Annotated in this window: 12 protein-coding genes and 1 pseudogene; 4 read left to right on the forward strand and 9 right to left on the reverse strand. The window is 69.6% G+C overall.

From position 1 onward, the window contains the following. Positions 1-35: 35 nt before the first annotated feature. Positions 36-803 carry a hypothetical protein gene (locus tag AB0N81_RS10385; RefSeq protein ID WP_365357359.1) on the forward strand — a complete coding sequence of 256 codons (768 nt, stop codon included), beginning with the start codon at positions 36-38 and terminating at the stop codon, positions 801-803. A gap of 130 nt (positions 804-933) precedes the next feature. Here AB0N81_RS10385 and AB0N81_RS10390 read toward each other — a convergent pair whose 3' ends face one another. From AB0N81_RS10390 to AB0N81_RS10405, 4 genes are all read right to left on the reverse strand, one after another. Then, positions 934-1,674 carry a class I SAM-dependent methyltransferase gene (locus tag AB0N81_RS10390; protein WP_365357360.1) on the reverse strand — a complete coding sequence of 247 codons (741 nt, stop codon included), beginning with the start codon at positions 1,672-1,674 and terminating at the stop codon, positions 934-936. A gap of 108 nt (positions 1,675-1,782) precedes the next feature. Next, on the reverse strand, positions 1,783-5,223 hold the full coding sequence (locus AB0N81_RS10395) for a hypothetical protein (RefSeq protein WP_365357361.1): 3,441 nt from the start codon (positions 5,221-5,223) through the stop codon (positions 1,783-1,785). A gap of 11 nt (positions 5,224-5,234) precedes the next feature. Then, the gene (locus AB0N81_RS10400; RefSeq protein ID WP_365357362.1) at positions 5,235-5,591 is read right to left on the reverse strand and encodes a hypothetical protein; all 357 of its coding nucleotides are present in this window, start codon (positions 5,589-5,591) and stop codon (positions 5,235-5,237) included. Between the two features lie 254 nt (positions 5,592-5,845). Then, positions 5,846-6,673 carry a helix-turn-helix transcriptional regulator gene (locus AB0N81_RS10405; protein ID WP_365357363.1) on the reverse strand — a complete coding sequence of 276 codons (828 nt, stop codon included), beginning with the start codon at positions 6,671-6,673 and terminating at the stop codon, positions 5,846-5,848. A 110-nt stretch (positions 6,674-6,783) separates the two neighbouring features. On the opposite strand from AB0N81_RS10405, the gene AB0N81_RS10410 reads away from it, so the two are divergent. Next, positions 6,784-7,560, forward strand: a complete 777-nt coding sequence (locus tag AB0N81_RS10410; protein ID WP_365357364.1) for an alpha/beta hydrolase — start codon at positions 6,784-6,786, stop codon at positions 7,558-7,560. Positions 7,561-7,566: 6 nt separating this feature from the next. Here AB0N81_RS10410 and AB0N81_RS10415 read toward each other — a convergent pair whose 3' ends face one another. The 3 genes from AB0N81_RS10415 to AB0N81_RS10425 form a co-directional block, all read right to left on the reverse strand. Next, on the reverse strand, positions 7,567-8,124 hold the full coding sequence (locus tag AB0N81_RS10415; protein ID WP_365357365.1) for a DUF3291 domain-containing protein: 558 nt from the start codon (positions 8,122-8,124) through the stop codon (positions 7,567-7,569). A gap of 284 nt (positions 8,125-8,408) precedes the next feature. After that, complete coding sequence (locus AB0N81_RS10420) at positions 8,409-10,040, reverse strand: M4 family metallopeptidase (protein WP_365357366.1); 1,632 nt, start codon at positions 10,038-10,040, stop codon at positions 8,409-8,411. Between the two features lie 706 nt (positions 10,041-10,746). Then, the gene (locus tag AB0N81_RS10425; protein WP_365357367.1) at positions 10,747-11,658 is read right to left on the reverse strand and encodes a helix-turn-helix domain-containing protein; all 912 of its coding nucleotides are present in this window, start codon (positions 11,656-11,658) and stop codon (positions 10,747-10,749) included. A 274-nt stretch (positions 11,659-11,932) separates the two neighbouring features. Between AB0N81_RS10425 and AB0N81_RS10430 the strand changes: the two genes are divergently transcribed. Both AB0N81_RS10430 and AB0N81_RS10435 read left to right on the forward strand, forming a co-directional pair. Then, positions 11,933-12,403, forward strand: coding sequence for a hypothetical protein (locus AB0N81_RS10430; RefSeq protein ID WP_365357368.1), 471 nt, complete (start codon positions 11,933-11,935; stop codon positions 12,401-12,403). A gap of 22 nt (positions 12,404-12,425) precedes the next feature. After that, a pseudogene (locus tag AB0N81_RS10435) lies at positions 12,426-12,617 on the forward strand (IS5/IS1182 family transposase); the annotation flags it as partial. Between the two features lie 116 nt (positions 12,618-12,733). On the opposite strand, the gene AB0N81_RS10440 reads toward AB0N81_RS10435, so the two are convergent. Then, the gene (locus AB0N81_RS10440; protein WP_365357369.1) at positions 12,734-12,976 is read right to left on the reverse strand and encodes a helix-turn-helix domain-containing protein; all 243 of its coding nucleotides are present in this window, start codon (positions 12,974-12,976) and stop codon (positions 12,734-12,736) included. 68 nt (positions 12,977-13,044) lie between these two features. Then, on the reverse strand, positions 13,045-13,986 hold the full coding sequence (locus tag AB0N81_RS10445; protein ID WP_365357370.1) for a hypothetical protein: 942 nt from the start codon (positions 13,984-13,986) through the stop codon (positions 13,045-13,047). Between the last annotated feature and the right edge of the window lie 128 nt (positions 13,987-14,114).

Below are 14,114 nucleotides of genomic sequence, written 5' to 3' on the forward strand. Positions count from 1 at the left end.
AACGACGGCGATTAGATCGGCGAGGAGAGAACCCGATGAGTCAGGCCACGGCCCCGAACGGGCGTGAGGAACTGCTGCAGCGCCTTCGTGCCGCCGCAGCAGCCTCAGCCGCGCAGGGCGAGAACTGGCCTCTGCTGCTCGCAGATCTGCTCGGCGGCGTAGGGGCAACGTGGCAGGAGTCGGCCGAGGTCTGTGCCGATGCCGCGTGGCAGGCGCGCTCCATCGGACGCAGCGCGCTGTTGTTCCTGGACCCGCGGGAGATCACCCGTCACGGCGACCCGACTACGCGCCGTGCACTGTGTCACCTCTACCTCAATGGTCTGCGCTATGACTTTCGGTGTCACAGCATTGAAGCCCTCTTCGACACGCTCACCTCGCCGGGGAGACACGAACTGGACTGCTACACACGGGCGCTATGGGCGTTCTCCTTGCTGGCCCAGTCCCACAGCAGCGGATACCCGCTCATGGAAGAGGTGCTCGCGGAGGCCGACGACCATGCCAAGACGTTGCACGTGCTGTTGCACGGGCTGTGGCTCGCACACGGCCTCTCTGGCCGCGAAGAAGCCATGCTCACCATCTTGGGCGGGAAAGCGTTCGCCGACCGCGTCGATCCGATCGCGTTGTTCCGCGAGGCGACGGCTCACCGTGGTCTGGGGCAGTACGCACAAGCGCTGGCGGCAATCGACGAGGCTGTCGAGCATCTGTCTCCAGCAGCTGTGAATGTCCACGCCGACTTCGTCCGCGAACGCTCCCTGATCACTGCCCTGCACGAGATGCGGCATCGCCCCCGCGCCTCCGGGTGACCCTTGCCGGCGATCGGGCACGGCTGCGGCGACTGCGTCGAACTCGGGGCCACCGCTTCGCCGAACGCACCCGCCGAAACGCATCTCGCCAGTTCCATGTGTCCGTGCCGTCAGGTCGGCGCGGCGGAGCTTACGGTTTGTGGGTTGCCCAGAGCAGTTCCGCCGGCCAGCGGTGTGCCCAGTCGGGCGGGTCGGTTTCGTTGTAGCCGTTGGGTGTTCCGGGTTCGGGCCGCGGCTCGATGAGGTCGTCGATGATGAGGCCCGCGCCGCGCAGGACCCTGACCCAGTCGCCGTAGGTGAGCTGATAGCTGGTCGCGCCGTCGCCTTCGGCGATGGTGTTCAGCCCGAAGTAGTCCCGCTGCAGCGTCGTGGTCACGCGGGCGGCGGCTTCGTCGTAGCAAGCTTCGAACCATGGGCTGGCGACGTTGAACACCAGGCGCCCGCCTCGGCGCAAGACGCGTGCGGCCTGCGGGACGGCCAGGTGCGGGGGCGCCCAGCTGAGCCCACCGAAGTCGCAGAACACCAGGTCGAAGCTGTCGTCGGCGAAGGGCAGTTGTTCGGCTGCGCCTTGCACCAGCGGGTAGCGGGCCGCTCCCATCGCGCGGGATGCCGCGGCGAGTTGGGCTTCGGACAGATCGATCCCGACCACGGAGGCGCCCTCGGCGGCGAGCGCCCTGGACCACTGGCCGGCGCCGCAGCCGAGTTCGAGGACGCGCTTGCCGGTGACGTCACCCAAGGCGTGCAGGTGCGCGTCGGAGATGGAGTACATGCCCCACAGCCGGGGCGCGGCGCCGATTTGCGGGTCGTGCTCGTGCTGGTAGGCGCTGCTGATCTGGTTCCAGAGCCGCCGGTTGGCGGGGATGCTGTCCACGTGCCGACTCCAGCACTGCCCGCCGGAGGCGGTCAACATGATTAAGGCACTGACCGGCCCTCGCCTCGGTCCGGCCCTGGCTCGGCCCACGATCCGCCGGGCAGGCCCCTAGCCCTCCGCCTGCACAAAGGCCGCCAGGAGAGGCAAGTGCTCCGGCACCACACCGGCGATCTCCTCGATCACCTGCTCCCACGGGCCCCAGCACAGTGCCTCGACCAGCACGAGGCGTCCCTGCGGGCAAGGGCCGAGTGATTGGGCGATCGCTGCGAGCGCCTTGCCGCGGTGCTCGGGCGCCGTGAGGGCGTCGGCCAGGGCGCGGGCCGTCGCACGGGCATCCACCCGGCAGAGCGCCTTGACGACGCCCGGCGTGGCCGCCTCGCGCAGGACAGGGGTGCTGATCTCCTCCAGCAGCGCGACGGCGCGGGCGCCATCCCCCGTGGCCGCGACGCCCGCCGCGAGGTGGCCGAGGGCGCGCTCGTCTCCTTGCCTGTCGACGATCTGCTCTGCTGCGGCCAGATCACCGGCAACGACAAGCTTCTCCACGACACCGATGAGGATCTCGTCGGCCGTGTTTTCCGGCAGGTAGCCCTCAAGGCCGAGCACCGCGTCGATATCGCCGGCGGCGAGGAGCGCACAGGCGGCGGCGTGCGTGTCCCAGCGCCGGCGGGAGAGGCTGTCGGCAGTGTCTGCCAGGCCCAGGATCTCCTGAGCCAGCTCTGCCGCCCCGCCCGGTCTGCCGGTGCGGCCGAATGCCTCGGCCACCCGTCGCAGCTCTTCGGCGCGCTCGGCCCGATCTGTCCGGGTCCGGCTCTCGTGGAGTACGCGGCGCAGGAGTTCGGCCCCCTCCGCGGGGCGGCCCGTGTGGTGCAGGCCCTCGGCTACCTCCGCGAGGCCGAGGACGCGTGCGTAACCGGCGGACGCGTCGGTGGCCCGTTCCGCGCGGTGGATGAGGCGGGCCGCGTCGCCCGGCCGACCGGATCGGCCAGCCGCGACGGCCAGCTTGATGAGGGTGCTCACCCCGGGCCCTCGGCTCCTCCGCGCCACGTTCGTCGCCCGCTTGACCACGGCGTGGGCGTGTTCCTCCTGGCCCGCCCGGAGCAGGAAGTCGGCGGTGCCGGCCGATAGCGCCACCCGCCAGTGGAGTTCGGTCACCTCGTCGGTGGCGTCGCGGGCCTGCCGGGCCAGGCTCAGCGTTCGCTCCGGCTCAGGGGACCCCGCCGTCATCCGGCCGACGGCGTTGAGGATCCGCGCCCGGTAGATGGGTTCCGTGAGCCGCTCGGCCAGCTCCAATGCCCGGTCGAGGTCACCGGCCTCCGCGGCTGCGATGCCGATCTCGACCAGGCCGTCCTCCGGATCGTGCAGGAAACGGCCGGCCAAGTCGATCGCCTGCTGGTGGTGTCCGGTCGCCTCCAGGCCCGCAGCGACGGTGGGGTAGACCCAGTCCACGTCATCGGGGTCGTCGATGTCCGTCGCCAGCCGGGCCGACGTCACCGCGAACTCGGCGGCCTGCTCGGCGAGCCCCGATGCCGTGGCCATCCCCCGGGCGAACAGGGCGAGGTACTGCGCGCGCCGGACCACGTCACCGGAGCCGTCCGAACGGGATATGACGCGTTCCGCGAGCGCCAGGGCCTCACGATGCTCGCCGAGCCGGGAGAGCGCGGCGGCCAGCGAGGCGCCCAGGGCGCTCCGGGAGACGTAGTTGGGCACCGCCATGACCGCGTCGACGGCTTCCAACGCCCAAGACACCGCTTCGGCGCCCGGGGCCCCGGTCTCCTCCTGAGCCGCCGCGGCGTCGCTCGCCACCCCGGCCGCCAGGCCCCTGACGGCCCCGACAGCAGCGACAGCAGCGACAGCAGCGACAGCAGCGACGAAAGCTTCCGCCCTGCGCTCCGGGTCGCTGATGCGGCGGGTCGGTCGCAGGGCCTCGGCGGGCCGGCCGGAGTCCGCCAAACCTTTGGCGATCGCCGTCAGGAAACGGTCCCGGTCCTCGGTGGTGTCCGCTCCATCGAGCAGAGCGGCCGCCTGTTCCGGGTGCGCACCGACGGCCAAGGCACCGGCGATGGCGCTCAGGGCGTCCACCCTGTCCCACGCGTCGCGCTGCGACTCGGCCAGATGAACGGCGCGCGCCGGGTGCCCGCACCGGGCCCACAAGGCGATGAGGCCGGAGGAGAGGGACGCCGTACGATCGTGCAGCGCGTCCCGCGCAGCGGCGAGCCGCAGGGCCACGGACACGTCCTGATCGCCGCGGCGCCCACCGTCCGCAAGCACCAGGTCGAACGCGGCCGACACCGCGCTGAGCGCCTCCAGGTCCGCGCCGGACCCCCGCCACAGCCGCTCCTGCCACCGGGCATCGCAGGCCAGCGCCACCAGCCTGGAGGTGTCCTTCTGTTCGCGCAGCAAGTAGGTGTAGCCGCGCAGCAGGTACTCGGGCGTCCCCTCCGGCCACCCGGCGCGCCGGTAGGCGTCCGCCCACCGATGCAGACGGATGCGGTGGGCGGCCAGCTCCCGCCCCGTGAGCAGTTCCGCCGCGCCGCGCCGGATCTCCTCGTGCGCGAGGAGAAAGACGGGCGGACCGGCAGACATCCAGTGCCCGGCCCGCCGACGGAAACTGCGGCCGTTCACCGCGGACAGCTCGCGCTCGACCAGCCGCGCCGGGCTCCCGGTCAGCTCCGCGAAGTCGGGCGCGCTCAGCCCGCCGCCGGCCGCGACGGTCAGAGCGGCCAGGCCCCAGCCGAGCCCGCCGCCCTCTCGCAGTCGCAGCAGGTCCCGCTCCGCGTCCCAGCGCGCCGCGCGGGCGTACGGGGACGGCTGAAGCCGGTGGTCGATCCGCGTGGTCCGCAGCGGGTGGTCCGCGGGCACGTCCCCCGGTACCGGCGGATGCGGGCGGCCGGCGACGATCCGCATGCCGTGCGGAGGAACGCGGGGCAGCAGCGCCGCGATGCTGTGGCCGTCGGCACCGGCGGTCACTCCGCGGTCCTCGTCCAGCCCGTCCACCACGAGCACGAGCCGCCTGCCGCGTGCCGAGCATCCGTGTGCGGCGCGGTGCAGCGCGAGCAGCATCTGTTCGTCACGCGTGGCGGGGGTGTTCAGCGGCTCCTCCTCGCCCAGCAAGGCGTACACCTGCCGCTGGACGACCTCGCAGAACGCCGCGGCGTCGTTCTGCGCGGCCAGGCGGGAGGTGATGAAGAACGACACGACATCGATGCCGGGTGGGGGATGCAGGACGAAGTGCGCCAGCAGGGCAGACTTTCCCGCCCATGCCGGGGCCACCCAGCGCCAGTAGCCGACGTCCGGACGGTCGGCGGGGGCTGCGTCTGCGCAGAAGGTGGCCAGCTGGGCGAGTTCGCTCTCACGCCCTTGGAAGTCGGCGGCGGCGAGGGCCTGTTCCACCTGAAGGAGATAGCCGGAGGCGGCGGCGCGCCCCGCGATCACCTGCACGGCCATCTGTACGGGACTGTCGATCATCACGCCGCTGTTGGCGAAGGCCCCGGCTCCCTCGGCGGAGGATACGCCTGACTTGCGCACCCCGGCGCGACTGCGGAAGAACATCGGACGCGCCTCTACTCCTGCCGGCGGTAACCGGTGTTCGCGCTGCCGCCGTCCGCCCGCGCGTCACCGGTCCGCTCGACGGAGACCGCACCGGCGGACGAGGAGGTGACGGCACCCGTGTTGGCGTCCCCGCCACCGGTGGCCGTGGCACGCCCGGTCCCGGACACCTGCACGGACGTACTCCCGGACGGGGCCAGCAGCGCGCAGACGCCGACCCCCAGGGCAGCCACGCCGGCCACCGCGGAGACCACCCCGGCCACCTGATTCGCCCGGTCCCAGCTCAGCAGCGACAGCGCACCGGCGAAGACCGCGAGGACCAGCATCGTCGTGATCAGGACGGCGCGCCGGTCACCCCGCAAAGGCACCACGTCCACCCCCTCCCGCCCCCGTCGAGCGGCGAGACCGCACCTGGACCGGTTCGGGCCGCGCCACCGCATGCCGAGCCCACCATACGGTCAGGCTCGCGTCGCCGTGAGCGGAAAAGGCGCGCCCCCTCCCCCACCTGATCCGACGTCCGACAGACAGCCCCCGCCCACAGCGACCGCGACCACCACAGCGGACCGCCACCGCCACCGCCAGAGTGAGATCCAGATCTCGCCGTGTCCGGACCGGCGGTGCGACCTCACTCGACGGCCACCGTTGTCTGCCACGCGCCCGGCCGCATGCCTGTCGCCTTTCGGAAGAACACCGAGAAGTTCGACGCGTCGGGAAAGCCGAGCCTGTCGGCACAGCCGGCCGCAGTCAGGCGCTCGTGCGCGAGGAGCCGCTTGGCTTCCAGGACAACTCGATCGACGATGTACGCCTTTGCGGTGCGGCCGGTGACCTGTTGCACCGCTCTTGAGAGGGTGCGGGGCGCGTATCCCAGAACCCGGGCGTAGTGACCGGCGTCGCGATGCTCTCGGAAGTGCGCTTCGACGCTGGCCCTGAACAGTCGGAACACCAGGTTTGTCGACGACGCTTCGCCGTGCGGCGGGCGGAGCCGGGTGATGAGCGCGGAGAGCAGGATCTCGGGCAGCTCCGTCGACGTGTCCGTGGGCGCGGCGGATGCTTCGAGCAGAAGATGGTTGCGCGCGGCGTCGACGAACGGCCAGTCGGCGTCGGGAATGTCCCATCGCGCGACCAGGTCCGGGGACGCGACGAGCGCCCGGGTCGCATGGGTGACCGGTGCGGTCGAGACGAACAGCACGACGTGGCCTGCCACGTCGGCGATGTCATCCCACCGGTGCACCGCGCCAGGAGCAACCCACACCGCGGACCGCTCCCGGAGCGGGTGTGCGGAGAAGTCCACGGTGACCGATCCGTGCCCGGCATCGACGACGGCGAGGACGTGGAAGTCGGCGCGCTGCGTACCGCCGTCGTTCAGCTCGCGAAGGCGGCCGAACGTCATCGTCTCGACAGCGGCGGCACCGCGCCCGACGGGCTGGTAGGTCATCTGCCGGATCGCGGTCATGTGTCCAGTTTCCACCATCGGTCGACCAGTCGCGCCAATGCCGCGTAAAGGGCTGCAGAGATCCAATTGCTGGGAAGACACGCCCCCAGAACACTGATCGAGGAGTTGCGATGACCACGGCACAGCAGCCGACGCTGCCCGCTTACGACCATCGGTCGGGAGCCGGACCGACCCTGGTGTTCCTGCACTACTGGGGTGGTTCCGCCCGCACTTGGGACCTCGTCGTCGACCGCCTCGCGGGGCGCGACGTCCTCTCGGTCGACTTCCGCGGGTGGAGCCGCTCAAGCAGCCTGCCCGGCCCCTACACGCTCCGCCGGCTCGCGGACGACACGCTCGCCGTGATCGCCGACGCGGGCGTCACCGACTACGTCCTCGTCGGTCATTCCATGGGTGGCAAGGTCGCGCAGCTCATCGCAGCGACCCGGCCCGCCGCCCTTCGAGGGATCGTCCTCGTAGGTTCCGGCCCGGCGAAGCCCGCCACCGAGATCACTCAGGAGTACCGGGAAGCCCTCTCCCACGCCTACGACTCCGACGAATCGACCGCCGACGCGCGGGACAACATCCTCACCGCGACCGAGCTGCCCGAATCGGTCAAGTCGCAGATCGCGACCGACTCGCGTTCCAGCGCCGATGCCGCCCGCACGGAGTGGCCGCTGCGCGGCATCGCGGAGGACATCACCGAGCACACCCGCATGATCAGCGTCCCCGCACTCGTCGTCGCCGGAGAGAACGACCGCGTCGAACCCGTCGACGTGCTCCGCGACAACCTGGTGCCCTATCTCTCCGAAGCCGACTTCTTTGTGATCCCGCACTCGGGTCACCTGATCCCGCTGGAGTCTCCGGCCGACCTCGTCGACGCGATCACGGCCTTCGCACCAGTTGGCTGAACAATGTCAGCGAACCTGGTCGCTCTTGGGCCCGATGTCTTTGGTCCTGGTCGGAGTTCCGTCCTGGGCGAACGCGTGGTGGAAGGTGAAGGCGTGCGGTGCGGGCCCGTGGTCGTGGAGGTGTTCCAGCTTGGCGACCCCGTCCCGCCAGGTCGGTATCACGCCGTCGGGGACCCACCAGAACACGTAGTTGGGGCGCCCTGTCCTCTCGAACCAGTCGTAACGCCTGTTCAGCGCCTCGCGGTGCAGACCGGTGTAGATGGCGTCGAAGGCGGCGCGCACGTCGGTCCAGAGTGAGAGGGTCGCGGCCAGGGCGGTGGTTTCCACCGTACGGCCCTTGTCGTACCAGGTCGGTACGGCGAACTCTCCCCATGCCCCCCAGTTCGCCTCGAAGAGCACGCCCCGGTCGTTGTCCGCCGGTTCAGCATGCGCGAGGTACCCGGGATGCTGACTGATCTTCCGGTAGACGGCCGCCCCGATGTCGTAGAACTCGCGCGTGAGAGGTGCGGGATCGGCGAGAGGTGACTTCAGGACGCCGAATGTGTACAGCGCGAGATGGGGCATGCGTCTCTCCCTGGTCGGAGGTGCCTGGTGTGGACCCGGTTCACTGGCTTGCGCGAGGAACTCCCGTGCGACCGTGGGCGGTCGCCGAAGACCAGGTGAAGGTAGCTGCCTCTGCGGACCATGTCGAAGTTGCCATTTGCTTGCCCAAGTGGCCTCCCGTACAGGCCCTTGCGGGGACTGATGTTCCCAGGGCACGGGGAGGCAGGCGGTGGGGGTGCTGATGTGGTGAACGCGAGAGGGGCGGCGTCCGTCCGGACGCCGCCCCTTACATGGCTGACAGCGAGTTACTTGACGTTGACGCCGGTCCAGGCGGCGGCCACGCGCTTGTACTCGGTGGAGTTCGCGCCGTACAGGTCCTTCGCGGCGCGCAGCGTGCCCTTACGGGCCGCCTTGTAGTCGGTGGTCGACGTGAAGTACGTCGTCAGGGCCTTGTACCAGATCTTCTCGGCCTTGCCGCGTCCGATGCCGAGCACCTTGGAACCGTCGGCGGTCGGCGAGTTGTACTGAACGCCGTTGATCCGCTTCTTGCCGCTGCCCTCGGACAGCAGGTAGAAGAAGTGGTTGGCGATGCCCGAGGAGTAGTGGACGTCGACGTTCCCGGCGTTGGCGGTCCACTTGTCCAGGGAGCCGCCGTCCTTGCTCGGCTTGTCCATGTAACGCAGCGGCGAACCGTCACCGTTGATGTCGATCTTCTCGCCGATGAGGTAGTCGCCGACGTCCTTGGGGTTCTTGGCCTTGAACTCCACGGCGGTGGCGAAGATGTCGGAGGTGGCCTCGTTCAGGCCGCCGGACTCGCCGCTGTACTCCATGTTGCCGGTCGCCGAGGTGACGCCGTGCGTCATCTCGTGAGCCGCGACGTCGATCGAGGTGAGGGGCTTCTTGTTGCCCTCGCCGTCGCCGTACGTCATGCAGAAGCAGCTGTCGTCCCAGAAGGCGTTGACGTAGCCGTTGCCGAAGTGGACCCGCGAGGTCGCACCCTTGCCGTCGCCGTTGATGCCCTTACGGCCATGGACCGACTTGTAGTAGTCCCAGGTGAGCTGGGCGCCGTAGGCGGCGTCGACAGCGGCGGTCTGCGCGTTCGAGGGCTTGCCGTTGCCCCAGACGTCGTTGGCGTCCTTGAAGAGCTTGCCGGTGCCGCTCTCCGCGTGCTTCAGGTCGAAGGTGCGGTGGCCGCCGCGGGCCTTGTCGGTCAGCTCGTAGCCGCTCGTGCCCTTCTTGGAGCCGACCTTGACCTTGCCGCTGTACTGGCTGTTGCCGGTGCCGTTCTCGATGGCCTGGTACTGGTACAGCTTCTTCCCGGTCGCGGCGTCCGTGATGACGTGGAGCCTGCTGGGCGTGCCGTCCTTCTGCACACCGGTGACGACGGTCTCGTACGCGAGGACCGGCTTGCCGGAGGCGGCCCAGATCACCTTGCGCGGCGACTGCGCGTCGGCCTCGGCGGTCTTCGCCTTCGCGGCGGTGGACTCGGCGGACTTCGCGACCGAGCCCTTGGCGAGCTTCGCGTCGGTGGAGGCGACCTTCACGTCGGCCTCGGTGGCCTTCGTGACGCTCTTCACCTTGCCGCTCTTCGCGGTGTGCACGACGAGGTCGCCACCGAGGACGGGCAGGCCGTCGTAGGTGCGCTCGTAACGGGTGTGGACGGTCCCGTCGGCGTCCTTGACGACATCGCGGACGACCAGCTTCTCCTTGGCACCGAGGCCGATCCGCTCGGCGGTCGCCGGTCTATCGGCGTTCGCGTCCTGGAGGAGGTCCGCGCGGGCCGACGCCGAGAGGGCAACAGGGGAGCCGGACGGCTCGGTGTCGTTGCCCGGCTGGGCGGACGCGCCAGTGGACAGTCCGGCGGCGAGCATCGCGCCGGCCGCGACGGCGGTGGCGATCGCGAGCGTCGAACGCTTACGGGATATGTGAGAGGTCACGCGGGCTCCATCTGTGGGGGCCCGGGAGGCATGGAGAGCCGCCCGGAGCAGAAAAAGACGCGATGCGGGCGTGCAGCGTGTTGCTGTACGTGCAGCGTGTTGCGGGGAAGCGTGTCATTCGAGCCAGGTACATGTCAGCATTTTGGATGGATGTTGGCCGAATATGGTCCGTTGAGCGATGGTCGACATTCGCAATGCGAACACGTCATGAACACGGACTGCACCGACAACGCCCGCGCCACCCCGAGGAGTTGACCAGCCGGGGCGACGGCAAGGCCCGGTGAGGCCGGAGCCTCTGCGCGCGATGGGACTTACGGAAAGGTGACCTTCCATCTGGAGGCGTTGCGTTGCCCGTACAGGTCTCATTCGGGGACGCCGGCCGCTACGCGGCCTCCCTGGTCACAACACCGGAGGTGGCAGCGCATCGAGGAGGGGCCTGATCAACTCGCGCGCGCTTTGCTGCTCCGGTCCGCCATGGGGTTGCGGCCACCACAGGAGGGAGCAGCGCACCCCCTGACGGGCGGCGAGCCGAAAGCCTGCTCGTACCGGGTGATGCGGGTCTCGTCCCACAGAAACGCCCGAGCAGCAGGGGTGAGTTCGCGCAGGCAGCGAGAACTGGAGCCGTCACGAGCTGTGCCGCGTTGTAGAAACGTAGGGGGACGCCCGAGCAGTACGGCACCGCGCCGTGGGGGGGCGAAAGCAGGCCCTATCCTCGGGCTTCTTGCAACAGATCTGCCGCGTGCGCGGTCCGCCGGTACAGCACGTAGCGCCCGTCTCTGACCTTGGTGACGAGGCGGGCGCGGTGCAGTGCGCTGAGGTGGTAGGAGACGGTGCCAGGGGTGCATCCGATCCGGGTCGCGAGTTCCGCGGTGGAACGGGCGGTTCCGAGGTCCGCCAGCAAGGCCGCTCGGGCGTTGCCGACCACTTGCGAGATCCTTCCGGACCTGCGATCCCGTTCGGCTCCGATCCGCTGGGCGGGGTAGTAGAGGACGAACTGGCCGGGGGTGTCGACCTGGACGATGACGTCGGGCCAGTTGAGCACGCCGGGGGCGAGGACCAGGTCCCGGCCGGTGACATCGATTTCGCCGTCCCACGGCTTGGCGAGGGTGACCGCGTCGCCTGCCCAGTCCAGGTCGGGGTGGAGCGCTCCGAGCGCCTGGCCGAAGCCGTGGGCGGCGATGACTGTCGCACGGTGGGCGATGTCCTGTTCGATGATCGAGCGCAGTTCGGGCCAGCCCTCGGAGAGCGCGTCCCGCCAGAACCGGGCGAGGCCGTTGGCGAGATGTCGCTGCATGCGCCCCGACTCCGCGATCCGACGGGTCGCGGCCCGCAGCGGCCTGTTCCAGTGGGTCCCGGTATAGGTGAAGACCTGGGTCTCGAGGTCGTCCTGCGCCACGGCCTCGATCCGCGCTATCTGCTCGTCGATCAGCTCACTCCGCTGCGCGTCCGTCCCTGGTTGCGGGGTGAGCAGGTCAGGGATGTACGTGTCGCCGTTCTGCGGCAACAGGTCCGCGAGGAGGGCCACGTCAGGATGGGCAAGTGACGCGCGGGCGAGCGGTCCGGGATCTCCGAAGACCGGGTGCCGTCCCGACGCGGCGGTGAGTTTCAGCCACGCCATGGACTCCGACGCGGGGGAAGGGGCAAACCGCGTTCTGGACACTGTTTCGGCGTCTACACGCAGGGTGAGCACCGAGCCGACGGTAGCAGCCGTCGCGATGGATTTGAACGGGCTCGAATCCTTTCCGGCGCGGGAGCCGCGTGTGGTTCTGTCGTGCTGCCGAACAACGGCGAACAACGTTCACTGCCCCGAGCCGAGGCGGATCTGAAGCGATCGTCTCCGCACGACGGTGAGGTTGTGCACCCGTCACTCGAAGAACCTGGGAGTGGTTGTCATGGTGAGACTGAAGGGCACATCGAAGGGGAACAGCCGCACGAGGAAGGCCGGCGCGGCCGTGACCGCAGTCGCGTCGGTTGCCGCGGGGACGATTTTCGCGACGACGCCCGCCACCGCCACTGCCGCCGTCGCCGAGTACCCCACCAGCTCCTTCGTGATCGAGTACGGGGCGAGCTACTACAAGGGCACGGTCACCTGGACCAACCGGTCGGTCGGCGTCGACGGAACGGCCAAGGCCAGCGGATGTCGGCGGTTCTACGCGCGGGCGTTCGCAGGCAGCACCTCACTGGACTTCAAGAGCAGCAGCACCTGGTGCAACCGATCCGGACCGGTGCGCTTCGACCTTTCGGCGAATGTCGTCGGTGGGGCCAACAAGGTCTGGGTCTACATGACCGACGAAAACCAGACCTACCTCAAAGGACAGACCTGTTACCGCAACATGAGCCAGTGCGTCGACGGCTTGCACTGAAGCGTGGCGAATGCGGCAGTGAAGTCTCTCGTCGGCCGAGCGGGAGCTGGTTGTGGCGGTGCACTACCGGACGAACCTGACCGCGCGGCAGCTGCGCCCACGGTTCGAGGGCTCCTCCTCGATGGTGTGCCGGGCGATCCAGAAGCCGGGTCCGCTGTCGGCACTGGAGCCCGTGTCCCGACCAGCCGAGGCAGCTGACCGGTCGCGGATCGTGGCCAGGACCCCGGCCACGATCCGCGACCACAAGGACGAATCCCTCGGCCACAGCACCGGCTCCCCCGCGAACGTGCAGGCCATCCTGGACGCCGACAGCATCCAGGCGCCGGTGCCTCACGGCCGGAGTTCGAACGCGACGTGGACGTCGTAGGCGGCCAGGGCCTTGACTTCGGTGGCCTGCAGTGGTGTGAACGAGGCGGGACATCCTCGGCGTTGACGGCCCGTGCGCCCGGGCGGACCTGCCTGGGCGAACCGGCCGCGCCGGCGGCGCACGGTGTCCAGGTGCACTCCCGTCCCCCTCGCGATGCGCGCGTTGGAGCGTCCGCGTGCGGCATGCAACACCACCTGTGCCCGCACCCGCAGCCGGTGCTCGCTCCGATCGGGCGCTGCGGAGCAGGTGCAGTCAGTGGCTGGGGCTTGGTGCTTCAGCTCCGTCGATACCTGGCCGCCATCGTGTGGAATACCTCCTTCGGTTCCCAGCGGGTCTCGTCGAGCATCCGGACGACGCCGTAGGAGCCAAGGTCCTGCTCGCCGGGCCTGCTGTAACCGGCGAAGGTGAACCAGAGCGCGGTGTCCACGCCTTCCGCCTCGAAGATGTCCAGCAGCTCGGTGAGGTAGCGCACCTGCTCTTCCTCATCCGGTACCGCGCCGTGCGGCACCTGCCAGGCCATGCCGCCGCGCTCTCCCGCGCCCCGGTATGCACAGGTTCCGTACTCGGTCACCGCGACGGGCTTGCCGTGGGCGAGGTGCGCCCGCAGTTCCTCCCGGAGGCTGTCGACGTTGTAGGCGGCCCGGTAGGCGTCGATGCCGACGATGTCGAACGGACTCCAGTCGACGAACTCCCAGGGAGCGGAGGCATACGTGACCCGCCCGCCGAAGTGCGTGCGGACACGCGCGGCGACCTGGGCGAGGAGCACGTTGATGCGCTCCTGCACCGGCCCGAGGGAGGACCACCACTCCATGTCGGCGGCGGCCATGGCCCGCAGACGGTCGCCGTAGGTGTCGCCCGGGATGAAACCGCCGCAGAACGCGCTGATCTCGCAGCCGGCCACGAACACCACATCGGCGCCGGCCTCCCGTACGGCTTCGGCCCGACGGGCACAGTCGGCGAAGAACGGGAGTAACTGGTCGGGCGGCAGGTCCACGGGAAAGGGAGCGAACCAGACCTCAAGTCCGGTGCCCGCAGCGTGTCGGGCAGCAATGCTCAGCCGTTCGGGCTCTCTCCCAGAGATACGGACGGCGTCACAGTGCAGATCCCCGGAGATCACCGCCATGTCGTGCCGGACTGTCTCAGGGGTGAAGTTCTTGCGGGAGAGCTCTTTCCCAGGCAGGAAACCGGTGTCGTAGTTGATGCCCCGTGCGCGCACGTCATCGCTCCTTCACGTCACTGTTGCCGTGTTCCAGCCAGTCAAGAGTGCGCTCGGTGTTCTTGACCAGAGGGGAGAGCGGCTATCCGGAGCCGACCACTTGGCCACACACCCCGTCCGGGGCGCGC

Source organism: Streptomyces sp. NPDC093510, assembly GCF_040683555.1.
Lineage (GTDB): Bacteria > Actinomycetota > Actinomycetes > Streptomycetales > Streptomycetaceae > Streptomyces.